The following is a 24,301-nucleotide window of genomic DNA, read 5'->3' as shown; positions in this document are numbered from 1 at the left end:
TTGAATGAGATTGGTGCAATTTGCGTAACGGACGTCCTATGGAAGTATTTCTTGCTCAGCCGCGCGGCTTTTGCGCGGGCGTGGTGCGTGCCATCGAAATCGTCGAGCGTGCGCTCGATAAATACGGCCCGCCGGTCTATGTCCGCCACGAGATCGTTCACAACAAATACGTCGTCGAAAGCCTGAAGAAGAAGGGCGCGATCTTCGTCGAGGACCTGTCAGAGGTGCCGCCCAAGGCGGTGACCGTGTTCAGCGCACACGGCGTGGCGCGGAGCGTCGAGGAGGAGGCTGCCGCGCGCGACCTGCCGGTCCTCAATGCCACCTGCCCGCTCGTCACCAAGGTCCATAACCAGGGCAAGCGCTATATCTCCAAGGGCCGTACCCTGATACTGATCGGGCACGCCGGCCACCCCGAGGTCGAGGGAACCATGGGCCAGGTTCCGGGACCCGTCACCCTGGTCCAGAGCGTCGAGGACGTGGCGGAACTCGCCCTGCCGACCGATACCCCGGTGGCCTATATCACCCAGACCACCCTGTCCGTGGACGATACCAAGGACATTATCGCGGCCCTTCAGGTAAAATTTACAGATATTCAAGGCCCAGACATCCGGGATATCTGCTATGCGACACAGAACCGCCAATCTGCGGTAAGGGACCTGAGCAAACTCGTGGACGTCATATTGGTGGTGGGGGCCGCCAATAGTTCCAACTCAAACCGGCTTCGCGAAATCGGCACCGAGGTTGGTGTCGCGAGTTACCTTATTGCCGATGGCCGCGAGCTCAACCCGGATTGGCTGAAGGATGCGAAGGTCGTCGGAATTACGGCGGGCGCCTCGGCGCCCGAAGTTCTGGTCGACGACGTGATCGAGGCCTTGCGACGCATCGGACCGGTGACGGTCTCGGTGCTCCCGGGCCGGGAAGAGAACATCGAATTCCGGCTGCCAGCCGAACTGACTGCGGGCTGATCTGAACCACCTTACCTTAAGTCCAGAAAGTAAACTCCCAATGGCTATTCCGTTTTTCAAGGAAATGCGTATCGGCGGTTACCTCATCAAGCAGAAGCTGCTTGGCCGTAAACGCTATCCGCTCGTGCTGATGCTGGAGCCGCTGTTCCGCTGTAACCTCGCTTGCGTCGGCTGCGGCAAGATCGACTATCCGGATGCGATCCTCAACCGCCGCATGACGGCCCAGGAGTGCTGGGACGCGGCCGATGAATGCGGCGCGCCGATGGTGGCGATCCCGGGCGGCGAACCGCTGATCCACAAGGAGATCGGCGAGATCGTGCGCGGCCTGGTCGCGCGCAAGAAGTTCGTCTCGCTGTGCACCAACGCGCTGCTGCTCGAGAAGAAGCTCGATCTGTTCGAGCCGTCGCCGTACCTGTTCTTCTCGGTGCATCTCGACGGCCTCAAGGACCATCACGACAAGGCGGTGTCGCAGAAGGGGGTGTTCGACCGCGCGGTCTCCGCGATCAAGGCGGCCAAGGCGCGCGGCTTCACCGTGAACGTCAACGCCACCATCTTCGACGGCCATCCGGCCGAGGAGATCGCCAAGTTCCTCGACTTCACCACCGAACTCGGCGTCGGCGTGTCGATGTCGCCGGGCTACGCCTATGAGCGCGCGCCCGACCAGGAGCACTTCCTCAACCGCACCAAGACCAAGAAGCTGTTCCGCGACGTCTTTGCGCTCGGCAAGGGCAAGAAGTGGAACTTCATGCATTCCGGCCTCTTCCTCGACTTCCTCGCCGGCAACCAGGAATACGAGTGCACGCCCTGGGGCATGCCGGCGCGCAACATCTTCGGCTGGCAGAAGCCCTGCTACCTGCTCGGCGAAGGCTACGCCAAGACCTTCAAGGAGCTGATGGAGACCACCGACTGGGATTCCTACGGCACCGGCAAGTATGAAAAGTGCGCCGATTGCATGGCCCATTGCGGCTACGAGCCGACGGCTGCGACCGCCGCACTGAACAATCCGCTGAAGGCGATGTGGGTCGCCCTGCGCGGCATCAAGACGTCGGGTCCGATGGCGCCTGAGATCGACATGTCGAAGCAGCGTCCGGCGCAGTACATCTTCTCGGAGCAGGTCCAGAAGAAGCTTTCGGAGATCCGCCGCGACGAGGCGCTGGCCGCCGAGCGGAAGGCCGCCGCCAAAACCGACTCGACGGCAGCGTAAGCCGCGCCGTCAGGCACCCAAACGACAAAGGCCCGATCGCGATGCGATCGGGCCTTTTGTTTTTGCGTTTGATCCGGCGCGGAAGCCGTCTCCGCCCGGACGATAATCAGGCCGCCTTCGCCGTAACCAGAATGTCCTCGACCGGAGCTAGGACATCGTTTCCGAGCAGGAAGCCGCGGCAGCCGCGTAGCGAGCGCAGCGCGCGATTGAAGTCGATGCCGGTCGACACCAGTGCCCGCAACGTCCGCGGATTGCGGGCGATGCCGCGCAGCACCTTGCGCAGGTCGATATCGCCGTTCGGCTTGACGGCGGACTTGGCGAGTTCGGGCAGCGCGCGGTGGGCGGGATCGCTGATCACCCGCAGCGCCGCGAACGGAATGCCGGCATCGGCGGCGTAGGCGGCCGCGATATGGCTTTCCATGTCGACGGCGGCAGCCCCCGTCACCGAGCGCAGCGCGGCCTTGCAGGCCCTCGCCACGACCACCTGTTCCACGCCGGCCAGGCCGCCGCGCACGATCTTGCGGCCCTTCAGCGCGGCGCTGGCGATCATTTCCTCGTTCAACGCCGAGCCGGCCAAAAAGCGCGCATCGCCGGCCATCACCTCGGTCGCGACCACGACGTCGCCCGATTTCAGCGACGGGTCGAGCCCGCCGGCCACGCCGAACGAGATCACGCCGCGGAATGTCGTTGAATCCAGCGTCGCCAGCAGCGCACGAAGCTGCTGCGGGTCGCTCGAACTGCAAATAACGATCATGCCGGGGCCCGCCGCAATGCGAGCCTCCTGCACCAATCCAGTCACGATCAACACCGGCCGAGGATCAATTCTGTTGCCCACGGTCTCGGCGGCCCCCGCCCCCAAAATCACATCCCGACCCCTACCACCCTGCTATTGGTGCTTCTCAAATTCCGATACCGCGCAAGCGCCCAGAGCGGAAAGAACTTCGAGTAACCATGATATCGCAAGTAAAACACCCGCGGAAACCCCGTTGCGGTGTACCGGGGCTCGTCCCACTGCCCTTTTTCCGTCTGTGTTGCCTTTAGGTACTCAATGCCCCGTGCGACGGCCGGATTATCGACCTCCCGGGCCGCCATCAGCCCTAGCAAAGCCCATGCCGTTTGCGACGCGGTCGACGGCGCAACCTCGTATTCCTTGTAATCCAGCCGGTAGCTGACCGCGTCCTCGCCCCAGCCGCCGTCCTGATTCTGGACCGACACCAGCCAGTCTACCGCTTTTCGGACCATCGGGTCGTCAGGGTCGATGCCTGCGACATTTAGCGCCGAGAGCACCGACCAGGTGCCGTAGATGTAGTTCAGCCCCCAGCGGCCGTACCAGGAGCCCTCGGCAAGCTGGGTGCGGCGCAGATAGGCGATGCCGTCGGCCATCACCTGGCTGGTCCCGGCGGTCACGCCGAGCTGGCCCAGCATCGAGATGCAGCGCGCCGTGACGTCCTCGGTCGGCGGGTCGAGCAGCGCCCCGTGATCCGAGAACGGGATGTTGTTGAGGTAGTATTCGAGGTTGTTGACGTCGAAGGCCGCCCAGCCGCCGTCGCGGCTCTGCAGGCCCTCGATCCATTCGCGGCCGCGCGCGATCGCCGCGTCGTATTCCTTGGTGCCGGTCTGGCGGCGTGCCCGGTCCATCGCCATGACCACCACGGCGGTGTCGTCGAGATCGGGATAGTGGTCGTTGTTGTATTGGAACGCCCAGCCGCCGGGACGGACGTTCGGTGCCTTGACCGCCCAGTCGCCCTTCAGCTCGAGCACCTGGCGCGGCTTCAGCCAGTCGAGCCCCTGCTTGGCCTTGGCAAAGGTATCGTCGCCGCCGGTCTCCTGCAGCGCGTGGCAGGTCAGGGCGGTGTCCCACACCGGCGAGACGCAGGGCTGGCAATAGGCCTCGTGCTCGCCGATCACGAGCAGCTTGTCGATGCCGCGCCGCGTGATGGCGCGCGGCGGGAAATTCTCGTCCTTGCCGAGCGCGTCATACATCATCACGATGTTGGCCATCGGCGGATAGATCGCGCCCATGCCGTCCTCGCCGTTCAGCCGCTCCTCGGTGAAGGCAAGCGCGGCGTCGATCGCGCGCTGACGCAGGCTCTTCGGGAACAGCGGCTCGATCACGCGCAGCACCGCGTCGAGCGAACGGAACAGATAGAACCAGCCCGCGCTCTGGTGCGGCGCCTTCGGCGCCATGCGCAGCGACTTCGGATCCTGCAGGAACAGCTCGTCGATGCCGACGCCTTTCGGATTCTTCGCGCGCGGCTTCAGCGCGGCCAGCACCATCAACGGCACCATCGTGGTGCGCGCCCAATAGGAGATCTTGTTGATGTGGAACGGCGACCACATCGGCAGCAGCATGATCTCGATCGGCAGCACCGGCGCCGCGCGCCAGGTCACCACGCCATAGAGCGCGAGCAGGAAGCGCGTGAACACGTTGCTGCCCGCCGCACCGCCGCGCGACAGGATCGCCTCGCGCGCCCGCACCATGTGCGGCGCGTCGACGGAATCGCCGATCATCTTCAGCGCGAAATACGACTTCACGCTGGCGCTCATGTCGAACGGGCCGTCATGCACCAGCGGCCAGCCGCCATGCGCGCCCTGCACGCGGCGAAGATAGCTGGCGATCTTGGCCTCGAGCACGGCATCGATCGGCTCGGCGAGATAGTGTCGCAGCAGAACGTACTCGGCCGGAATCGTGCTGTCGGCCTCGAGCTCGAACACCCAGTGACCGTCGGACTGGCGATAGCCCAGCAGCGCTTCGGTCGCCTTGGAGATGCTGGTCTCCAGCGCGACCGGATCGACTGTGACGCCGTGATCTCTCGAAAGCATTTCGCTCGATATCCTCTTCATCGCGGTCCGGCGATTGAGTGCCGGGGCCGCTGCAACAGGTCAAACTGAGCGTCTGGCAAGAACCAGATCGGCGGCGCGATCACCCGACCGCACCGATCCCTCGATGGTTGCCGGCAACCCGGTAGCAGTCCAGTCGCCGGCGAGGAACAGGTTTTTTTGCGTGGTCTCAGGCCCCGGACGCAGGGCATTCTGCTCCGGTGTCGCCTCGAATGTGGCGCGGCGCTCGCGCACGATCTGCCAGGGCGGCAACTCGCCGGACACGCCGGATGCCTTGCAGACGTCACGCCAGATCGCCTGCGCGAGCTCCTCGCGCGGCATATCGACCAGACGGTCGCCATTGCTGATCGTCACCGACAACCGCTGCGGGAAGGCAAACAGCCACTCCACGAGGCCGCCGACGACACCGAGAATGGGCGCGGCATCGCGCGGCGGATCGACGCGGAAATGCGCATTCACGATGGCGCGGAATTTGGTCGGGGTCTTCAACCCCGGCAGCAGCGACGCCGCGGCGCGCGGCGGTACCGCGAGCACGACCGCATCGTCGGCCGACAGCGCAATCTTGTCGCCGTTACCGAAATCGAGGGCGCTGACGCGGTCGCCGGACATCACGAGCGCGCGCAGCTCATGGCTGAACTGGACGCTGTTGCCCCTATCCTGCAGCTGCTTGACCGCGGGCTCGATCAAGACCGAGCTCAGGCCGTCGCGCGCGATCAGAGGGCGGCAGGCCTGCCCGCCCGCCAGCAGCGTCTCCCGCACGATGGCGCCGGCGAGCCCGGCCGAGCCTTCGGGCGGATCGACATTGAGGGCCGCAAGCAGCAAGGGCTGCACCAGCCGCTCGTACAGCGTGCCCTCGCACGGAATGGCATTGCCGACGAGCTTGTCGGCGCCGGCCCAGACCAGCGGCGCCAGCGCGAGATAATCACGCAAGCTGGTGTCGGGGACGCGACGCGCCTCGTCGAACACCCACAGCGGCAAACGCGAGTCACCAAGGTCGAGTTGCCAGCGCTGGCCGCTCGAGAGATCGACAAACGGAAACTGCGCGCGCGCCGGCCCGACAAGGCCCGCGTCGGTGCCGATCGAGCGGGCGTAGCTCACGGCATGGCGGTTGCCCGACAACAGGAGGTGATTGCCGTTGTCGATCGTGAGGTTGGTGGCGGCGTCGAAATAGGAACGGCAGCGCCCGCCGGCCTGCTGCGTGGCCTCGTGGACCGACACCTTGTAGCCGGCATTGGCAAGCCGCACGGCGGCCGAGAGGCCGGAAATGCCGGCGCCGATGATATGAACGGTCTTTTGCATCAGATGATCGCGTAACGAAGGAGAATGCCGATCTTGGCCGCCTTGGACACGCGCACCGGCGCGCGCGGGGCGGCAAAGCCGCGTGCAATCAAGAGGTCGAGGATCGCGCGGTAGTATTTCGACATGATCCGCGGCGCGCGCACCGCGCGGCGCGAATTGCTCTCCATGATCTCGTCGGCCTTCTGGAAGTGCATCTTGGCGCGCTCGGCGAGCGGCGCGCAAACCTTCGGCAGCGCACGCTCGGCGGTGACGCGCGCCGGATCGTCGCTGGTGATCCCGGCGTGCCACAGCCATTCGCGCGGCAGATAGAGGCGGCCGAGGCCGGCGTCCTCGTCGATGTCGCGCAGGATGTTGGTGAGCTGCAGCGCGCGGCCGAGATGATGCGCAAGCAGGATGCCGTCTTCCTCGGGCAGGCCGAACACCCGCACCGAGAGCCGGCCGACCGCGCTCGCCACGCGATCGCAATACAGATCGAGCGTCGCGAGGTCGGGCGCGCGGATGTCCTGCGGCACGTCCATCTCCATGCCGTCGACGATCGCAAGGAAATCCTCGCGCTTCAGGCCGAAGGTCTTCACCGAAGCGACGTAGTCCCTGAGGCGCTCCGGCGGGCGGCCCTGATACAGCGCGTCGATATCGTCGCGCCAGACTTGCAGCGCCGCCAGCCGCTCCGGCCGCGGACCGTCGGAATCGGCGATGTCGTCGACCTGGCGGCAGAAGCTGTAGATCTGGAACATCGCCTCGCGCTGCGCACGCGGCAGGATGCGCATCGCGGCATAGAATGAGCTGCCGGATGCGGTGCTTCCGTAATTTGCGTTGGCCGCCGCCGTGCCCACGCTCATGCGCCGGCCGCCGTCTTGGAGACCGAACGGCGCCCGGTGGCGCGGCGGGCGATCTCGCCCGCGACACCGCCGAGGCTGTGCGCGAGAAGCTCGACCGGGCTGAGATGGACGCGCTCGCTGAGCGGATCGCGCACTTTCAGCATGCCGACGATGCGGTCGGCGAAAGCCTGGATCACCGCGACCTCGAGGCCAAGCCTGAAATCCTTCACCTCGGCTGCGAGCGGCTTGCTCTCGTCGAGCAGCGCCTCGGTGCGCACCGCGAGCGCCTGCAGGCATTTGAGCAGCGCCGGCTGTGACTTCGCCTCGCCGAGCATCTCGACGGTTGCACCCGACGCGGCCAGCGCGTCGCGCGGCAGGTAGACGCGGTTGAGGTTCTTGTAGTCCTTGGCGCAGTCCTGCAGGTGGTTGTTGACCTGCAGGCCGGCGCAGAGCGCATCCGACGCGACCCAGGTCGACGTGCTCTCGCCGTGCACGTCGAGCATGAAGCGCCCGACCGGCATTGCCGAGTAGCGGCAATAGTGGATCACGTCGTCCCAGGTCTCGTAGCGCAGCTTGGTGACGTCCATCCGGAACGCGACCAGCACGTCGAGCGCATGGCGCGGCGGCATGCCGCGCTCGGCGAGCGCGCGGCGCAGATTGACGGCTTCCTTCTGGGTGTCGCCCTGGCCGAGCAGCTCGGCCTCCATCAGATCGAGGTAGCGGAGCTTCTCGTCGGCGGGCAGCGTCGCGTGATCGGCGATGTCGTCGGCGGTGCGGACGAAATTATAGAAAGCCAGAATCAGGGCGCGATGCCGCGGATGAATGATCCACGACGCGACCGGGAAATTCTCGTCGCGGTGGGTCTTTCCGGATCGCAGGTCGCTCGCGCTTGTCATTGGAAATTGGGCTACACGGGTCATGGCACGGCGCAGGCGCTAGGTGTCCGGCGCATGCGGAGGATTGCGAGCCCCATATAGGGGAATATGCCGCCAAAACCAATGCTATCTGTGACCGCCAGCACAGCCGGCCCGTGACCGGCGCGCATGCCGGTCGCGGGCCTTTCGGCGATCGCTTAAGGCGTGAACCGGCCTTATTGGCCGTGATTCTTGAGCACCTGGTCGCAGGCGGTGCTGATCTTAGTGCGGTTCTGCTGCAGACAGGCCAGGATCGTGAAGTCACCCTGGTCGATCACGGAGCGGCAGTGCTTTTGCACGTCGCGCGCGCAGGCCTTCTGCTCCTCAGGCGTGCCGCTGCGCGCCTGCTGTTGTTGCTGGGCGAAGGCGTTGGATGAAAGCGGGATCGTCATCAGGACAACAGCGAGGAGAAATTTACGCATCGTATTCCTTCACTTCCGACAGCAGAAAATCTGTCCCCGAAAAGCGCTTCGGCATGGCCGGGACGGATTTGTTGGGATTGCAGACGCCGCGTAATGCAGCAACGAAGCTACGACAAGCACCACTAAATGCGGCTAAAATTGCGGCGCTGTAAACCCTCGCATAAGCCATTGATATTGATTATTTATTTCTGTGACAATTTTGCCCGAATTTGGCGGTTGCAGGCAAAGCCGACGCGAGGTCAGATGCCCTTATGGTACAGGAAGTTCTTGATTCCATTTATGGAGACGACGGCCTCACGCACGAGCGCCATCATTTGAACCTAACATAGTGCGGTGACACTAAATCTTCGATGCGGCGAGACGTTTTCTTTCACCGGAAGCGTCTATTTTGATGGGAATATTCACAATGAAACTGTTTGGTTCCAGCCTTTGTGGTGGGGCATTCAAGGCTGCCGGCATCAGCGCCGCGCTCATGCTCTCGGTCGCGGCAAGTCATGCGCAGTCCAGCGGGCCTTTTGCCGGCTTCGACGGCTCCTGGAGCGGCTCTGGCACGGTTTCGTTGTCCAACGGCACCACCGAACACATCCGCTGCAAGGCCGACTACAAGGTCGGGGCATCGGGCCTGAACCTGAAGCAGAACCTGCATTGCGCCAGCGACAGCTACAAATTCGACCTCTCCAGCGACGTGACGAGCCAGGGCGAGCGCATCTCCGGCAACTGGAGCGAGAAGAGCCGTAACATCTTCGGCAATCTGCAGGGCACCGCGGGCGGCGGACAGATCGACGTGTTCGTCGAGGCGTCCGGCTTTGCCGCCAATCTGAACCTGCGCACCAACGGCACCAAGCAGGTCGTCCAGATCGATTCGAAGGGTGAGATCCGCGGAGTCTCGATCACGATGACGAAGGGCTGACGCTCCTCCTTCGACCCACGAAAAAGGCCCGGTTCCGAACGCTCGGAGCCGGGCCTTTTCGTGCGTTCGGCTATTCCGCCGCTTTCGGCTGTCCCGCCGTGCCGCGGATCTTCTGCGCCAGGTTGATCAGGAACATCGACGTCGGCCGCAGGATGAATAGGTCGGCAACCAGCGCGGCCACCATCGAAAACGCGCTGAGCCAGCCGAACAGCCGCAGCGACGGCAGGTCGGAGAATACGGTGACGACGAGGCCGCAGGCCAGCACCACCGTGGTCAGGATCAGCGCCGGGCCGACCAGCACTGTGGCGCGTTCGACCGCGAGCGCGGACGAGACACCCGGTTTGCTCTCAAGCCGCAGGCGGTTGAGGAAGTGGATGGTGGCGCTCAAGCCCAGGCCGAACGACACCGTCAGCGCCACGACGCTGGCGAATTGCAGCCCCTCCCCGAGCAGCCACAGCACCGTGCCCGACAGCACCACGGGGAAGATGCCGGGCAGGATGCAGGAGAACATCACCACGACCGAGCGGAACGCCAGACCGATGAAGATCGCAACCAGCGCGAATTCGACGGTGAGGCCACGGTTGAGCTTCTCGATCATGTTGGCGCTGTTACGCGCTGCGATCGCAGACAGGCCGGTGACCGCGATCTCGTAGCCGGGATGCTCGGCGCGCACCTTGTCGAGCGCATGGTCGAGCTTCTCGACCACCGGCAGGATCTCGCTGGAATCAAGGTCGGGCACGCGGCCCGACACCACGACCGCGTCCTGCTCCTTGGAGATGAAGCGCCGCACCAGATGTTCGGGGATCACGCTGACATATTCCTTCAGCGTCCCGACGTCGTTGCTGCCAGCCTTCTCCGCGAGCCAGCGGCGCAGCGTCTCCAGCGACCACACATTGCCGACGCCGGCGGCCTTTTCGACCATGGCATGGACGTCGGCGATCGTGTTCAGCGTCTCCTTCGAATAGAGATCGGCTCCTTTCGGGAATTCGATCAGCACGTCGATCGGATTGGCGCCGGTCAGCTTGGCGTCCAGTCGGCTCGACGCCTCCACCGCCTGCCGCTTGTCCGGCACCTGGTCGGCCAGGCGATAGCGCGGCTCGAGGCTGCCGTAGATGATGCCGAGGCCGCCGACGACGATCACCGCGATCAGGCTGAACAGCCCGGGACGGCTCACCATGCGCACCGCGATCCAGTAGCAGAAATTGCGCAACGCCTGCACGCCGGCATCCGCGCTCTGGAACTTGACCGCAAAGATCTTCTCGTTTCGCACGAACAGGATGCCGAACACCGGCACCAGGCTGAGCACCGCGACCAGCGCGATGATGGTAGCGGCAAGCCCCGCCTCGCCGAACTTGCGGATCAGGTCGGAGTCCGAGAACTGCAGCGCGATGAAGGAAATGCCGGCGGTGCCGTGGGTCAGCACGCAGGCCGGGCCCACCACCAGCACCGCATTCTTGAACGCCGTGAACTTGTCCTGCCCGGCGATCAGCCGGTCGCGCGCCGCAAACGTCAGCTGCATCGAGTCGGAGAAGCTGATCACCATGATGAGCGGCGTCATCACGTTGAGGAACATGTTGAGATTGAAATTGGCCCAGCCGAGGCCGCCGAGCGCGAGCAGGATCGCGATCATCGGCGGGAACGCCGCCGCCACCATGAAGGAGATCTTGCGGAAGAAGATGATGGCGATGATGCAGCCGGCGAGGATGCCGAGGATGTTGTAGGTCAAGCCGTCGCGCTCGACCGCATTGCGGATCTCGAGCTGCATGACCGGCACGCCGGAGAGCTGGGCGTTGAGCCCGCTGCCGCCGAGGTCGTCGGCCATGATCTTCCGCATGTCGGCGACGACCTTGGAGAGCTTGTTGCTGCCGACCACCTCCGGTTCGAGCGACAGCACGATCAGCGCCAGCGTGCCGTCCTCCGACAACAGCTTGCCGCGGATGATCTCGTTGCTTTTGACGGTCTCGACGAATTTGTCGTAGGCCGCGCCCTGCGGCAGCTCAGGCGGGAACAGCGCCGCCGGCAGCTTGCCGGGCTCCGGCGCCTGGCGCGCCGAGAACAGCGAGACCAGGCCGCGCACGCCCTCGACCAATTGCAGGTCGGTGACCATGTCGCGGATCTTTTCGAGGTTGTCGCGCGCGAGCAGCGTCTTGCCCTCGACCACGACCAGGACGTCGAATTCGGTCGCAGGGAAGCGCTTGGTCACCGCCTCGTACTGCTTGTAGTCCTTGGAATTGGAGCGGAACAGCTGCGACAGCGAATCGTCGATCTTGATCCGCTGGACGCCGAACACCGCACCGATCATCAGGAGCACGAGCACGACGCAGGACAGGATCGGCGCCCGCATCGGGATCAGCCCGATGCGCTCCAGCCCGAACGCGATGCTGGTCCCCGGCCGCGGCTCTTCGATCTTCCCGACGTGGACCTGACTTTCGGAGTTCTTTTCGAGCATGCCCTATCCAGTTCTGAAAACGGCTTGATCTGTTAGCTTGGGTTGCGGGCGCGAATGAGGCTCTGAAGCCAGTGTGGTCGGCGCTAGCCCTTGAAAACACGCGAGTATTACCGGCGCCGGTTTTACAGGGCCACAATCCCGCTCGCAAGCACAGGCGCGATATCAAATAAGTGCGGAACTACAGAAAACCACCATTAAGTATCTGATTTGTCACACCCGGGCAGCGAGCGCGAAAACGATCCGCCGCCACTTTCATCCTTCAGCGCAACACCCGTGACCTGGCGCGCAATCCCCTCGCGCACGAGCCAGCTGATTCTGAATGCTGCCTCCTCATAGCTTAGGCCCGCGCCGTGGATGTTGGAGACGCAGTTGCGCTCGGCATCGGTCAGCCCGATCCGCGGCGCGAAGGTGAGATAGGCGCCGAGGCTGTCGGGCGCCGACAGGCCGGGACGCTCGCCGATCAGCATCACCAGCATCCGCGCGCCGGTGATCGCGCCGATCTCGTCGCCAAGCGCGACGCGCGCGCCTGACGCAACGACCACGGCACCGACCTCGACCTTGTCGGCGGCGAGCCGCGGCAGCAAATGGCGGACCAGCGCGACCGCATGGACGTTGACCGCCGTCGGCGACAGGCCGTCGCCGACGACGATCGCGCATGGGCATGGTGCCGCGCCCCTGCCCTCCACCGCGCGCTTCGATGCGGGATCCAGCATGCGCCCGAGATCGGGACGGCGCAGATAGTCGCGGCGGTTGCGCGCCTGGCTCGACACCTCGATCGGCGCGGTGCCGAGGCCGGCGAGCCCGGCCATGATGCCGGCGGCATCAAAGGCGGCGTGGACGGCGTCGCGGGCGCGCGCATGGTCGAGCGTGAAGGAGAGCAGCGCCTCCGTCGGCAGGCTGGCCGCGCTGCGGCCGAGACCGACCCGCGCCGGCGTCAGCCTGCGCAGATCGGCAAGCGAACGGGACGACGGCACCGGCGGTTTCATACGGCTGTTACTCGGCTGGAACGGACGCCTCGCGCAGGCGGACCGAATAGTTCGACGCGTTCTGCCGGCCGCTGGAGGCCGCGCGGGCGAACGTGATCAGGTGATGCGCGATCATTGCCGACGAGATCAGGCCCTCGATGTCGCCGCGCCTGAGCCGCCCCAGCGCGAACTTCCAGAACACGCGCTTGTAGTCGCCGAGTACGCCAACCTTCCAGAAGATATTGCGGAGCATGATCAGCGCGCGCTTGATGTTCCGCCACGTCTTCAGCTCCGGCGCGACCGGCACCTTCAGGCGCTTCGCATAGGTGTAATCGCATTGGTACTGGTAGCGCGCGTACAGCTTCTCGGGCTGGTAGGCGACCTCCATGCATTTGCGCCAGGAGTTGACGACGTCCTCGTAGGGCAAGAGGAACTGCACGTTGGAATCGCGGCTGTCGTCGTCGATCAACCGTCCTGCCTTTTCGAGCCGATCCCACAGCGGCGTCTTCGGCAGCGCCTGCAGGAGATTGATAGTCAGAAGTGGAATGCGGGATTCGTCGATGAAGGAGAGCAGCGCGTTGCCGGTCTCGGGCTTGTCGGTATCGAGCCCCATGATGATGCCGGAGACGACCTCCATCCCGTAGGAATTGATGGTGTGCACGCCTTCCAGGATCGGGACCATCATGTTCTGGTCCTTGTGCATCGCGTGCAGCGCGTCGGGATCCGGCGTCTCGATGCCGCAGAAGATGGTGACGAAGTAGGCCTCGCGCATCTTCTCCAGGATCTCCGGCCGCTTGGCGATGTTGAGCGTCGCCTCGCAGGCGAGCGGCGTGACGTAGCCGGTCCGTTTCTGCCATTCGATCAGATGCGGCAACAGCTCCAGCGCCGCCTTGCGGTTGCCGATGAAATTGTCGTCGACGAAATAGATCGTGTCGGTCATTCCGCATTCGCGCAGCTTGTCGAGCTCGGCGATGATCTGCTGCGGCGTCTTCAGCCGCGGATTGCGGCCATAGAGGCCGGGGATGTCGCAGAACTCGCACTGATAGGGACAGCCGGAAGAGAACTGGATGCTGCCGAGAAAATACTTGCGGGTTTCGGCGAGCTCGTAGGCTGGCAGCGGGAAATCCGTCATCGGCAGGCGGTCGACGGTGTTCAGCACCACCTGTTGGTCGGGGCGCGTGGTGTCATCGGCCAGCCGCTTGATCAGCTCGTTGGTGGCATCGCCAAGCTCGCCGACATGCAGGTAGTCGAACGAGGGATAGTAATCCGGGCAGGCGCTGACCGACGGACCGCCGATCGCGACCGGCAGATCGTAGTCATGCGCGCGGTGGCAGATATCGTTCATCTGCTGGCGCTGGATGTGCATACCGCTGACGAAGACGGCATCGGCCCACGCGAAATCGTCTGCGGTCGCCTCGCGCAGATTCTCGTCGATGAAACGGACCAGCCAGTTCGCGGGCAGATAGGCGGCGATCAGCAACAACCCCTGCGGCGGCATGAACGCCTTGACGCCGTCGGTTAAGGGATAGGCGTATTCAAAGGTCCCAAAGGCCGACGTATAGCGCGGAAAGACGCAGAGGATACGCCGTACCGTCTGAATGCCCTCAGCTCTCATCAAACGTCCTCAACCGAAGCACCAACAAATCTAACCACGCCATTGAACGCTGGGCCAGAAATCTTTCAACAATGTGGCACCTGCTAACGTCACAAGGCCGGGATGGTTGCTCAAAAAACTCCTTCTCTTGCCTCACGCGATCAGCCGCGCGGCGAATTCGGGCAGCAGCCCTGCATCGGCGGCAAGGCGGTAATCCTGGTCGGCAAGGCCCGATCGCATCAGCCAGTCGTCGAATTCCGGCGCCCGCTTCAAGCCGAACAGGTCGCGGACATAGAGTGCGTCGTGAAACGAGGTCGACTGATAGTTCAGCATGACGTCGTCGGCGCCCGGCACGCCCATGATGAAGGTGACGCCGGCGGCCGCGAGCAGCGTCAGGAGATTGTCCATGTCGTCCTGGTCGGCCTCGGCGTGGTTGGTGTAGCAAACGTCGACGCCGAGCGGCAGGCCGAGCAATTTGCCGCAGAAATGATCCTCGAGCCCGGCGCGGATGATCTCCTTGCCGTCGTAGAGGTATTCCGGACCGATGAAGCCGACCACGCTGTTGACGAGCAGCGGATCGAACGCGCGCGCCACCGCATAGGCCCGTGCCTCACAGGTTTGCTGATCGACCTGGTGATGGGCGTTGGCCGACAGCGCCGAGCCCTGCCCGGTCTCGAAATACATGACATTGTCGCCGACGGTGCCGCGACGCAGCGACAGCCCCGCCTCGCGCGCCTCCTTCAGCAATGCGAGATCGACGCCGAAGCTGCGGTTGGCCGCCTCGGTGCCGGCAATCGACTGGAAGACGAGGTCGACCGGCAGCCCCTGCCCGATCAGGCCGAGCGTCGTGGTAACATGGGTGAGCACGCAGGCCTGTGTCGGGACCTTGAGCCGCGTGATGATGTCGTCGAGAAGCCGCAGCAGGCTCCCGATCACACCGGGATCGTCGCTCGCCGGATTGATGCCGATGCAGGCATCGCCCGATCCGAGCAGGAGGCCGTCGAGGATCGAGGCGGTGATGCCCCTGGGGTCGTCGAACGGATGGTTCGGCTGCAGCCGCACGCTCATCCGGCCGCGCAGGCCGATCGTGTTGCGAAAGCGCGTCGTCACCTGGCACTTCTTGGCGGCCAGGATCAGGTCCTGGTTGCGCATCAGCTTCGACACCGCGGCCGCCATCTCCGGCGTGATGCCGCGTGCCGCCGCCTTGAGCGTGTCCGGCGTCGCCGCGTCCGACAATAGCCAGTCGCGGAAGCCGCCGACCGTCAGCGCGGCGAGCGGCGCGAAGGCTCCCGCATCGTGGCCATCGAAGATCAGGCGCGTCACCTCGTCGTCCTCGTAGGGGATGACGGCCTCGTTGAGGAACTGCGTCAGCGGAACGTCGGCGAGCGCAATCCGCGCCGCAATCATCTCCTCGGCGCTGTCGGCCGCAATGCCAGCGAGCCGGTCGCCGGAGCGCGGCGGCGTCGCCTTGGCGAGCAGGTCGCGCAAATCATCGAAGACGTAGGAGGTGGCGTCGATGGTGTGGCGATAGACCATGGCAACTCCGGCCTGCAACGGCTGCAGGATTCATGTCAGCGTACCACCTCTCTGCGAACGCCGTGCCATCCGCCGCCGCTCCCCGACCCAAGGGGTGCATCGAATTCCGGCTGCAGCCGCAATCTCCCCGGCCGGTCGGGCGAAACTTGGCATGCCAGTATAAGCCTTTGGTATTATTAAGCAAAAATTTGAAATTTGCGCCTGCTAAAAGCTCGCGCATTAAGAAATAATCCATGAAGCTTCTGCATAATTCTTAACCGGCCGAAGGTGCTCGCCGGCCTCTCTGGAGTGCCCACGGCCATCCGTCACATCGCGGCACCTATTCCTCGGCGCACCATGGCATCCCGCTTCTCGCTCGCAGCCAAGCTGTACTCGATCTTTGCGCTCATCGCGGTCCTGACCGCGGCGATCACCATCCTGTCGGACTACAACTCGCGGCGGAATGCCGAATTGACCGAGGCGGTGGATCTCGCAAGCCGCGCAGCCCTCAATATCGAACGCGTCAATTCGCTGGTCTACGCCGTGGTGATGGAATCCCGCGGCATCTACATGTCGACCGATCCGGCCACGGTGAAGAAATACGGCGAAGGGCTGCTGAAGTTCAACGAGCGCATCCTCGCTGTGGTCAAGAACTGGGAAGCACTCGTGCAGGCCGACGACGCCGAGCAGTTTGCGACCTTCAAGAAGCGCATCGAGCAGTTCGTCGACTTCCGCAAGGAGCTAGTCCGCCGCGGTGTCGAGATCGGCGGCGCCGCCGGGCGCGAATGGGGCGACAACGACGCCAATCGCGAGGTGCGCACCGCGCTGAACAAGGATCTCGAGGCACTGTCCAAGGTCTATGCCGAGCGCGGCAAACGGCTGGCGCGGCAGACCGACGCCAATCGCGACATGGCCTTTGTCCTGACCTGCCTCGGTGCGGTCGCGCTGATCGTGGTCGTGCTCGGCGTGCTGATCATCGCGCGCTCGATCGCCCGCCCGCTGTCGCAGATCACCACGACCATCAAGCGCGTCGCCGAAGGCGCCGAGGGCGTCGAAGTCCCGCATGCCGCTCGCAGCGACGAGATCGGGGCGCTGGCGCGCGCGATCAAGGTCTTCCAGGAAGCGATGGAGCGCAACCGCAGCCTCAATTCCCAGGTCGTGCAGGACTCCGAGGCGCGCAACGCGCGCACCCGCCATATCGAGAGCTCGGTTGAGGCATTCCGCGACGCGATCGGCGCGGTGCTCCGCGTGGTTCATGACAATGCGGCCTCAATGCGCGCGACCGCGCAGACGATTGCCAACGTCGCCGCGAATGCCAGCGGCCGTGCCGGCGACGCCGCGGCCGCGACCGAGCAGGCCTCGAGCAATGTCTCCGCGGTCGCCGGCGCCGCCGAGGAGCTTTCCGCTTCGGTCCAGGAGATCGGTCGGCAGGTGCGTCAGTCGGCCGGTGCGGTCGAACAGGCCGGTGCGCGCACCGACAAGTCGATCAGCGAGATCGAGGGGCTTGCCGCCGCCACCCAGCGCATCGACGGCGTGCTCAACCTGATCCAGGCCATCGCCGAGCAGACCAACCTGCTGGCCCTGAACGCCACCATCGAGGCCGCCCGGGCCGGCGACGCCGGCCGCGGCTTTGCCGTCGTCGCGCATGAGGTGAAGGCGCTCGCCGGGCAGACCGCGAAGGCGACCGCCGAGATCAGCGAGAATGTCAGCCTGATCCAGGCCTCGACCCGGACGTCGGTCGATGCGGTCCGCGAGATCGGCAACGCCGTGCGCGAGATCAACGATGTCACCGCGAACATCGCCACCGCCGTCGGGGAGCAGGACGCCGCCACCCGAGAGATCTCGGTCAACGCGCAAATGGCCGCGCAGGGCAATGAAACGCTGGTCGCCAATATCGGCTCGCTCCGCGACGACATGGGCCAGACCAGCACGGCCGCGGAATCGGTGCTGGCCGCGTCCAACGACCTGACCGCGACCGCCGAGACGCTGTCGCGCGAGGTCGAGCAGTTCTTCCGCAGCCTGCGCAGCGACGCGGCCTGAGGGTTTGCAGCTGCCGTGCGAGCCACGACGGCCGTCAACCCGCTGGTTAACAACTCCCTAATCCGCGCGAATAAATTGCGTCCGGTTCGCGTCCGCTTTCTCAATCTGATGGCCCTATAAAGGCTGTCAATGCGCGGGGGCGCGGGGAATTCAGGGGGAAGCAAGCAATGCAGGGGCTGTTGCCACGGCCAAGAGCGGTGCCGGCCAAGCGGCTGCTCGCACTCGGCATCGGTCTTGTTCTCTGCTTTTCCGCCGTCTGTGCATCCATCCTGTGGGAGATGGCGCAAAAGGACTATCAGCATGCGAAGGAAGCAGCCACGAATCTCGTGGCCAGCATCGCAAGCGAGATCGACCGCAACATCGAACTCTATGATCTCTCGCTACAGGCCGTCGTCGATGGCGTGAAGCTGCCCGAGATCAACCGCGTCAGCCCCGAGCTGCGCCAGGTCGTGCTGTTCGACCGCGCCGCGACCGCCAAGGACATGGGCTCGATCCTTGTTCTCGACCCGGCCGGAGAGGTCTTGCTCGACTCCAGGACGTTGACGCCGCGCAAGACGAACTTTGCCGATCATGATTTCTTCCGGATTCACCAGGCGCGGTGGGATGCGGGACTCTTCATCAGCCAGCCCTGGGTGACCTCGGACGGCGAGTACCTGATCAGCCTCAGCCGACGCATCAGCAACGACGACGGCTCCTTTGCCGGCGTCGTCGCCGGCAGCATGCGCCTCAGCTATTTCCACAACCTGTTCAGGAAGCTCAACTTCAACGCCAAGGACTCGCTGGTGCTGTTCAACAGCAACGGCACCATGCTGATGCGCGCACCTTTCGACATCAAGCAGATCGGGCAGAGCATCAAGGGATCCCAGACCTTCAAATACTTCCCGGCCCATTCGTCCGGCTCCTACGTGACGAAATCGATCGTTGACCAGATCAGCCGCCTCTATGTCTTCCAGCAGGTCGGACATCACCCGCTGCTGATCGCCGAGGGCCTCGCGCTCGAGAACATCTACGCGGACTGGTGGCAGCAGCTTTGGTCGATCGGCGCCGTGGTGGCCGCGCTCAGCGCGTTCTCGGTCGTCTTGATGTTCTATCTGCTGTCGGCGGTGAAGCGGCGTGCCAATGCGGAGAGCGAACTGGCGCGGCTGGCCAGCACCGACGGGTTGACCGGCCTCGCCAACCGTCGTCGCCTCGACAACACGCTTGCCGCGGAATGGCGCCGCGGCATGCGCGCCAAGGCGCCGGTCTCGCTGTTGATGATCGATGTCGATCACTTCAAGGTCTACAACGACACCTACGGGCACCAGGCCGGCGACGCCGTGCTTGCGACCGTGGCGCAATGCATCGCCGCGAGCACCAAACGCGCCACCGACCTCGGTGCACGCTACGGCGGCGAGGAGTTCTCGGTGCTGCTGCCCGGCATCGGCAGGGCCGGCGCGCTGGAGATGGCCGAGCAGATTCGCCGAAGGCTGACAGCCGCACGGGAGATGCAGCAGGATTTGCCGACCGTCAGCATCGGATTGGCCAGCATGGTGCCGGGCGACGATCGTACGTCGCGCGATTTCATCACGGCGGCGGATCTCGCCCTCTATCAGGCCAAGCACACGGGCCGCGACCGCGTCGTCGCCAGCCCGGTCGGGCGGGAGATGCCCGGCAAGCGGCGCGCGGCCTAGAACCAACCGCGGCGGGCGCGCGGATTGCGGCCCCTTCGCCTCGGGTGCCATACGCACGCTAGCGTGCGGAGCCGCTTTCAGAGTGACCGGCGGGCGCAAGCCGCAGCCAAATTCCCTTGGAGATTTAACGGGATACCACTCCTCTCGCTTGTGTGATGTGCGCTTTGTGGCAGTGTTGACGACAATGCGTGAGGACGTGCCGCGGGTCCGCCGATGTTGAATGCGGCGCGCCTCTTGAGCGGTGGGGGCGGTTTGTCGCGGGGGACAAACTTCCGATGACTTCGAGTTCCTGGCTTGAATAGACTGGTCGCGTCGCAGTTGTGAGCGGGGACATGGACGAACACCTGTCGGTCAGCACCAGCGAACTCGACGGCTTCGAGGGGCTTCACGAAGCCGTCAAGGGCTCCCATGTCGACGTCATGCAACTCGAGCGCGGTAAGCTGCGCGGTACACTGTCCCATGTCGAGATTGGCGATTTCTCGCTCAGCATCGGCGCGTTCAATGTCGGCGTCCGCACCCAGCGCATCTCGACCGACGACAAGCTGATCATCGGAATGCTGCTCAGCGCCAAGGACCGCGTCACGCACTGGGCGTTCGACATGCAGCCGGCGGACGTGCTCGTGGTTCCTCCGTCGATCGAGCATGACGGGGTGTTTCAGAGTGCCGCCTCCTATGCGGCGATCCGCTTCGACTTGATGGACCTGCGGGCCGTGTTCGGCGGCGAGGCGCGGCTCAGCGATGCGGCGACCTGGCGAGAGAAGAACCACTATCGCGCCGACAGCACGGTGGGCAGGTTTGCTGCGCAAAAGCTGCCGCAGATCGTCGCGCACCTCGCGCGCGAGCCGGACGCGCTGTCGGACAAGACCGCCGAATTCTGGAAGCGGGCGATCGTCGACTGCGTGACCGCGACGATCGTCACATCGCTGCCGCCGGATGATTTCGGCTATCTGCCGTCGGCGATGAAGCTGGTTCGCAACGTCGAGGACTATCTGGAAGCCGCCGGCACGCGGCCGGTCCACGTTTCGGAGATCTGCTCGGAGTTCCGCCTGTCGCGACGCAGCCTGCACCGCGCCTTCCACGAGGTGTTCGGCATCGGGCCGGTGACGTTCCTCCGCCACAAGCGGCTCTGTGCGATCCATTCCATCCTGCGCGAAAGCGCACCGGGCCAAACCACCGTCTCGAAGGTGGCGCTCCAGCAGGGCTTCATCGAGCTTGGGCGCTTCTCGCAATACTACCGCGCGATGTTCGGCGAGTATCCGTCGCAGACGTTGGGCTGTGCGGCGTAGACCTAGCCCTATTCCACCAGCAGGACGTCCACCGCGACATTGAGCTTCTGCTTGCGCGCGCCGGCAATGACGCCGTCGACCGGCGAGACGTCGGAGAAGTCGCGCCCGATCGCAAGGATGATGTGGTCGCTCGCGACCACGAGGTCGTTGGTCGGATCGAAGCCGATCCAGCCGAGCTCGGCGCCGCACCACACCGCAACCCAGGCATGGGTTGCGTCCGCGCCCTGCAACCGCGGCTGGCCCGGCGGCGGAATCGTGCGCAGATAACCGCTGACATAGGCCGCCGGCAGGCCGAGCCCGCGCAGGCCCGCGATCATCACATGGGCAAAATCCTGGCAGACGCCGTGACGCTTCTCGAACACCTCCTTAAGCGGCGTCGAGATCACGGTCGCCTTGGGATCGTACCGGAAGTCGGTCCGGATGCGGCGCATCAGAGCAGCCGCGCCCGACAGGATGCCGCCGCCCGGCGGAAAGCTTTCGCTCGCGTAGTTCGTTACCGGTTGCAGCACCGGCACCAATGCGCTGGCGAAGACATAGCCGACCGGCGAGGTCGGACCGAGGCTCGACGCCTCGAACGCGATATCGCGCACGCCCTCCCATGGCGGGCTCGCAGCGTCGCGAGCCGGTGCCTGCCGCGCGATCGAAACGCGCGAGCGGGAGTCGATGCGGAGATTGCGGTGTGCGCTCTCGATCAGGACGCTCTCGGTCAGCGTGCCGAAGAAATCCCGCCGCGTGGTGCGCTCCGCAGGCTTGGGACGAATCTCGACGCTGTGGGAGATCAGCTCCTGGCCGTCTCCCGAATGCGGCACGAGCCGCAACGAGCAGCGTGCGAAGCTGACCTGTGTCTCGTAACTGTAGGTCGTGACGTGACGGATGTCGTAGATCACGCCAGCCCCGTGAGCTTCTCCGGACGGCTCGCATTCGGTCCATGCGGGAAGTAGTGCAGCCCGATCGCGTCGGCGAGGTTGAGCAAATCCTGCTCCAGCGCAAACAGCGTCTTGACGTCGAGCGTTGCCGCCTCCGCGGTCGTCAGCATCGCCTCGATCGCGACCGCCAGCCGCTGCGGCCGCTCGATCAGGCCGTGCTCCTTCAGGCTCGGCAATGCGGCGATGTGCTCGTTCAGGGATGCGACCTGGAACGCGACCGAGCGCGGATTATAGGGATCGAGCACCGCGAGATCGCGCACCGGCGCGAGCAACGGCTGCACCAGATAGCGCGAACGATAGGTGATCTGGCAGTCGACCAGCGTCAGCAGGACGTCGAGATCCTCGTCGCCTGCCTCGTCATAGGCGAACTGGCGGGCGAAGCGCGTGGTGTTGATGGCGCGCTCGGCGCGACGGCCCATCTCGAGGAAGCGCCAGCCGGCGGCGCGGTTCATGTTCTCCTGCGCAAGTCCTGCAAAGCTTGCGAGCTCCTGCAAGGTCAGTTCGGCGGCGCTGACGACGCCGTCATCATCGTGAACCTCGATGGCGAGCCGGTCGGCCATCTCGGTGATGACCTGCCAGGCGTCTGGCGACAGGCGCTCGCGAAGCCCCGTCGCCGTCCGCTGCGCGGAGCGCACAAGCGATAGCGCCGAGCCGAATTTTTCCTCGTTCTGCAGGGCGTCGAGCGCGACCTTGGCCGGATTGGCGCGCGCGGTCTGCGCAGTCGCGCCCCACGCCACCAGCATGCGCTGGATGCGTTCGGCCGAATGCAGTGCCGACGTGCCGGTCGAATTGCCGCGCGCGGGATCGCGCAACGGCGTGCACAGCGCACGGATCAGCCGCATCGTCGCCTCGGCGCGCTCGAGATAGCGGCCGAGCCAGAACAGGTTGTCGGCGGCGCGGCTCGGCAGCACGCCGGCGATACGGCGGATGCGCACGGTGTCGACCGCCGGCAACAGCGTCGAAGTTGCCACCGCCTTGTCGGACACGACCCAGACGTCTGCGGAAACAGCGCCGTCGCCCATCGAGACCGCGCGCGCATCGGCCTGCTCGGCGATCCGGCAGAAGCCGCCGGGCAACACGGTCCAGCCGTTCGGCGTGGCGGCCGCGAACACCCGCAACACGAAGGGGCGCGGCGCGATGCGGCCGTTCTCCCACACCGGCGTGGTGGAGAGCCGCACCAGTTCCTGGCCGACATAATCGATGCCACGATGCGCGATCGCATCCTTGAGGCGATCGCGCTCGCTTGGCGACAATTCGCCCGGGAGCACCGGGCCGCTGCCGGGGAAGCCGGGAACGCCACGGCCATAGGCGCCCTCGATCGCGAACTCGTCGAGCCGCGACAGCACCTCCTCGCGCGCCGATTTCTGGCCGCACCACCAGGTCGCGATGTGCGGCATCTCCAGATCTTCGCTGAGCAGCCGCCGGCAGAGATTGGGCAGGAAGCCGAGCAGCGCCCGCGCCTCCATCACGCCCGAGCCCGGCATGTTGGCGACCACGACGCCGCCCTTGCGCAGCACCTCGACGAGGCCGGGCACGCCGAGATAGGACGAGACGTCGAGCTCGAGCGGATCGAGCATGTTGGAATCGACCCGGCGCAAGAGCACGTCGAGCCGCTTCAGCCCCGCGACCGTGCGGATATGGATGCGGTCGCCGCTGACGGCGAGATCGTCACCCTCCACCAGCAGGAAGCCGAGATAGCGCGCGAGCGTCGCGTGCTCGAAATAGGTCTCGCTGAACGCGCCGGGTGTGAGCAGGCCGATCCGCGGCTCGTCGCGGTCGGCGCTCGCACGAAGCGAGTCGCGGAACGCCTCGAAGAACGGCGCCACGCGCTCGACATTCATCGACTTGTAGAGATTGGAGAAGGCGCGCGACAGCACCAGGCGGTTTTCCAGCGCGTAGCCCGCGCCTGACGGGGCCTGCGTGCGGTCGCCGAGCACCCACCAGCGTCCATCCGGGCCGCGGCCGATATCGGCGGCATAGAGGTGCAGATAGCGGCCGCCGGGCGGCTTGATGCCGCTGATCGCGCGCAGATACTCGCTGCTGCCGGCAATCGCCGCCGCTGGAATTGCGCCGCTCGCGACCAGGCGGCCCTCGCCATAGAGATCGGCGAGCACCATTTCCATCAGCTGCGCGCGCTGCGCGACGCCGGCCGCGAGTTGCCGCCAGTCCGCAGCATCGATGATCAGCGGCAGATGGCTGAGCGGCCAGATCCGGTCCGAGGTGTCGCCGGGCGCGCGGTAGGTGACGCCGGCCTCACGCAGATGCCGGTCGGCGGAGGCGAACCGCCGCTCGATATCGGCGGGCGATAGCGCAGCAAAGGCGTCGAAGAAACGGGTCCAGGCTGGCCGCGGTGCGCCATCCTCGCCGATATACTCGTCGGGAATGCCGGGAAGACGGACGTAATCGCGCGTCCATTGCGCCATCCGGCGCTGACCCGGACGGGCCCTGCTCTCCTGATTGTTGCCAACCGGTTCGGACATTCC

The 24,301-nt window shown here is 65.1% G+C and carries 18 protein-coding genes; 6 read left to right on the top strand and 12 right to left on the bottom strand.

The genetic code is table 11. The annotated features are described in order from the left end of the window. Positions 1–38: 38 nt before the first annotated feature. Together ispH and hpnH are read left to right on the top strand one after the other, a co-directional pair. Entirely contained in the window at positions 39–965 is a 927-nt protein-coding gene (gene ispH / locus ACFFWD_RS19025; protein ID WP_376967837.1) for a 4-hydroxy-3-methylbut-2-enyl diphosphate reductase, read from the top strand. Between the two features lie 40 nt (positions 966–1,005). Next, complete coding sequence (gene hpnH / locus ACFFWD_RS19020) at positions 1,006–2,169, top strand: adenosyl-hopene transferase HpnH (protein WP_376967834.1); 1,164 nt, start codon at positions 1,006–1,008, stop codon at positions 2,167–2,169. 106 nt (positions 2,170–2,275) lie between these two features. Here the strand turns inward: hpnH and ACFFWD_RS19015 are convergent, their stop codons facing one another. From ACFFWD_RS19015 to ACFFWD_RS18990, 6 genes are all read right to left on the bottom strand, one after another. Next, entirely contained in the window at positions 2,276–3,034 is a 759-nt protein-coding gene (locus ACFFWD_RS19015) for a phosphorylase (RefSeq protein ID WP_376967832.1), read from the bottom strand. After that, complete coding sequence (gene shc, locus ACFFWD_RS19010) at positions 3,031–4,992, bottom strand: squalene--hopene cyclase (RefSeq protein ID WP_376967830.1); 1,962 nt, start codon at positions 4,990–4,992, stop codon at positions 3,031–3,033. The genes ACFFWD_RS19015 and shc overlap by 4 nt, the downstream gene beginning before the upstream one ends. Positions 4,993–5,052: 60 nt before the next feature. Beyond that, positions 5,053–6,309: a hydroxysqualene dehydroxylase HpnE gene (hpnE, locus tag ACFFWD_RS19005; RefSeq protein WP_376967827.1), complete on the bottom strand. Its 1,257-nt coding sequence runs from the start codon at positions 6,307–6,309 to the stop codon at positions 5,053–5,055. Next, entirely contained in the window at positions 6,309–7,148 is an 840-nt protein-coding gene (gene hpnD / locus ACFFWD_RS19000; RefSeq protein ID WP_376967825.1) for a presqualene diphosphate synthase HpnD, read from the bottom strand. Before hpnD ends, hpnE begins: the two co-directional genes overlap by 1 nt. Continuing rightward, on the bottom strand, positions 7,145–8,023 hold the full coding sequence (hpnC, locus tag ACFFWD_RS18995) for a squalene synthase HpnC (RefSeq protein WP_376967823.1): 879 nt from the start codon (positions 8,021–8,023) through the stop codon (positions 7,145–7,147). The genes hpnD and hpnC overlap by 4 nt, the downstream gene beginning before the upstream one ends. Positions 8,024–8,217: 194 nt before the next feature. Beyond that, complete coding sequence (locus tag ACFFWD_RS18990; protein WP_376967820.1) at positions 8,218–8,463, bottom strand: hypothetical protein; 246 nt, start codon at positions 8,461–8,463, stop codon at positions 8,218–8,220. A gap of 406 nt (positions 8,464–8,869) precedes the next feature. Here ACFFWD_RS18990 and ACFFWD_RS18985 point away from each other — a divergent pair, with 406 nt between their 5' ends. Continuing rightward, positions 8,870–9,373 (top strand): hypothetical protein, encoded by a 504-nt coding sequence (locus ACFFWD_RS18985; RefSeq protein ID WP_376967818.1) that lies wholly within the window; start codon positions 8,870–8,872, stop codon positions 9,371–9,373. Positions 9,374–9,443: 70 nt separating this feature from the next. Here the strand turns inward: ACFFWD_RS18985 and ACFFWD_RS18980 are convergent, their stop codons facing one another. The 4 genes from ACFFWD_RS18980 to ACFFWD_RS18965 form a co-directional block, all read right to left on the bottom strand. After that, positions 9,444–11,822 carry an efflux RND transporter permease subunit gene (locus ACFFWD_RS18980; protein ID WP_376967816.1) on the bottom strand — a complete coding sequence of 793 codons (2,379 nt, stop codon included), beginning with the start codon at positions 11,820–11,822 and terminating at the stop codon, positions 9,444–9,446. A gap of 194 nt (positions 11,823–12,016) precedes the next feature. Beyond that, on the bottom strand, positions 12,017–12,808 hold the full coding sequence (gene eutC, locus ACFFWD_RS18975; RefSeq protein ID WP_376967814.1) for an ethanolamine ammonia-lyase subunit EutC: 792 nt from the start codon (positions 12,806–12,808) through the stop codon (positions 12,017–12,019). A 7-nt stretch (positions 12,809–12,815) separates the two neighbouring features. Next, positions 12,816–14,402, bottom strand: coding sequence for a B12-binding domain-containing radical SAM protein (locus ACFFWD_RS18970; protein ID WP_376967811.1), 1,587 nt, complete (start codon positions 14,400–14,402; stop codon positions 12,816–12,818). A gap of 132 nt (positions 14,403–14,534) precedes the next feature. Beyond that, entirely contained in the window at positions 14,535–15,917 is a 1,383-nt protein-coding gene (locus ACFFWD_RS18965; protein ID WP_376967809.1) for an ethanolamine ammonia-lyase subunit EutB, read from the bottom strand. A 336-nt stretch (positions 15,918–16,253) separates the two neighbouring features. Between ACFFWD_RS18965 and ACFFWD_RS18960 the strand changes: the two genes are divergently transcribed. The 3 genes from ACFFWD_RS18960 to ACFFWD_RS18950 all read left to right on the top strand — a co-directional run bounded on the left by ACFFWD_RS18960 (position 16,254) and on the right by ACFFWD_RS18950 (position 20,892). Next, positions 16,254–17,936: a methyl-accepting chemotaxis protein gene (locus ACFFWD_RS18960; RefSeq protein WP_376967807.1), complete on the top strand. Its 1,683-nt coding sequence runs from the start codon at positions 16,254–16,256 to the stop codon at positions 17,934–17,936. Between the two features lie 167 nt (positions 17,937–18,103). After that, positions 18,104–19,606 (top strand): sensor domain-containing diguanylate cyclase, encoded by a 1,503-nt coding sequence (locus tag ACFFWD_RS18955; protein ID WP_376967804.1) that lies wholly within the window; start codon positions 18,104–18,106, stop codon positions 19,604–19,606. A gap of 332 nt (positions 19,607–19,938) precedes the next feature. Next, entirely contained in the window at positions 19,939–20,892 is a 954-nt protein-coding gene (locus ACFFWD_RS18950; RefSeq protein ID WP_376967801.1) for a helix-turn-helix domain-containing protein, read from the top strand. A gap of 8 nt (positions 20,893–20,900) precedes the next feature. On the opposite strand, the gene ACFFWD_RS18945 is transcribed toward ACFFWD_RS18950, so the two are convergent. Both ACFFWD_RS18945 and ACFFWD_RS18940 read right to left on the bottom strand, forming a co-directional pair. Beyond that, positions 20,901–21,779, bottom strand: coding sequence for a transglutaminase family protein (locus ACFFWD_RS18945; protein WP_376967799.1), 879 nt, complete (start codon positions 21,777–21,779; stop codon positions 20,901–20,903). After that, positions 21,776–24,298, bottom strand: coding sequence for a circularly permuted type 2 ATP-grasp protein (locus ACFFWD_RS18940; RefSeq protein WP_376967796.1), 2,523 nt, complete (start codon positions 24,296–24,298; stop codon positions 21,776–21,778). The genes ACFFWD_RS18945 and ACFFWD_RS18940 overlap by 4 nt, the downstream gene beginning before the upstream one ends. Positions 24,299–24,301: the final 3 nt, after the last annotated feature.

It is taken from the genome of Bradyrhizobium erythrophlei, from assembly GCF_042430365.1.
GTDB lineage: Bacteria > Pseudomonadota > Alphaproteobacteria > Rhizobiales > Xanthobacteraceae > Bradyrhizobium > Bradyrhizobium erythrophlei.
The sequence above is the reverse complement of the archived record's forward strand: the minus strand, read 5'-3'. Positions and strand labels throughout refer to the sequence as shown.

Bases quoted from the DNA above. Each gene is read 5' to 3' on its own strand.
- ACFFWD_RS18970 (WP_376967811.1), bottom strand. From the start codon at position 14,402: ATGAGAGCTGAGGGCATTCAGACGGTACGGCGTATCCTCTGCGTCTTT.
- ACFFWD_RS18940 (WP_376967796.1), bottom strand. From the start codon at position 24,298: ATGTCCGAACCGGTTGGCAACAATCAGGAGAGCAGGGCCCGTCCGGGT.
- shc (WP_376967830.1), bottom strand. From the start codon at position 4,992: ATGCTTTCGAGAGATCACGGCGTCACAGTCGATCCGGTCGCGCTGGAG.
- ACFFWD_RS18985 (WP_376967818.1), top strand. From the start codon at position 8,870: ATGAAACTGTTTGGTTCCAGCCTTTGTGGTGGGGCATTCAAGGCTGCC.
- ACFFWD_RS18955 (WP_376967804.1), top strand. From the start codon at position 18,104: ATGCAGGGGCTGTTGCCACGGCCAAGAGCGGTGCCGGCCAAGCGGCTG.
- ispH (WP_376967837.1), top strand. From the start codon at position 39: ATGGAAGTATTTCTTGCTCAGCCGCGCGGCTTTTGCGCGGGCGTGGTG.
- ACFFWD_RS18980 (WP_376967816.1), bottom strand. From the start codon at position 11,822: ATGCTCGAAAAGAACTCCGAAAGTCAGGTCCACGTCGGGAAGATCGAA.
- eutC (WP_376967814.1), bottom strand. From the start codon at position 12,808: ATGAAACCGCCGGTGCCGTCGTCCCGTTCGCTTGCCGATCTGCGCAGG.
- ACFFWD_RS18990 (WP_376967820.1), bottom strand. From the start codon at position 8,463: ATGCGTAAATTTCTCCTCGCTGTTGTCCTGATGACGATCCCGCTTTCA.
- ACFFWD_RS18960 (WP_376967807.1), top strand. From the start codon at position 16,254: ATGGCATCCCGCTTCTCGCTCGCAGCCAAGCTGTACTCGATCTTTGCG.
- hpnC (WP_376967823.1), bottom strand. From the start codon at position 8,023: ATGACAAGCGCGAGCGACCTGCGATCCGGAAAGACCCACCGCGACGAG.
- hpnD (WP_376967825.1), bottom strand. From the start codon at position 7,148: ATGAGCGTGGGCACGGCGGCGGCCAACGCAAATTACGGAAGCACCGCA.
- ACFFWD_RS18950 (WP_376967801.1), top strand. From the start codon at position 19,939: ATGGACGAACACCTGTCGGTCAGCACCAGCGAACTCGACGGCTTCGAG.
- ACFFWD_RS18965 (WP_376967809.1), bottom strand. From the start codon at position 15,917: ATGGTCTATCGCCACACCATCGACGCCACCTCCTACGTCTTCGATGAT.
- hpnE (WP_376967827.1), bottom strand. From the start codon at position 6,309: ATGCAAAAGACCGTTCATATCATCGGCGCCGGCATTTCCGGCCTCTCG.
- hpnH (WP_376967834.1), top strand. From the start codon at position 1,006: ATGGCTATTCCGTTTTTCAAGGAAATGCGTATCGGCGGTTACCTCATC.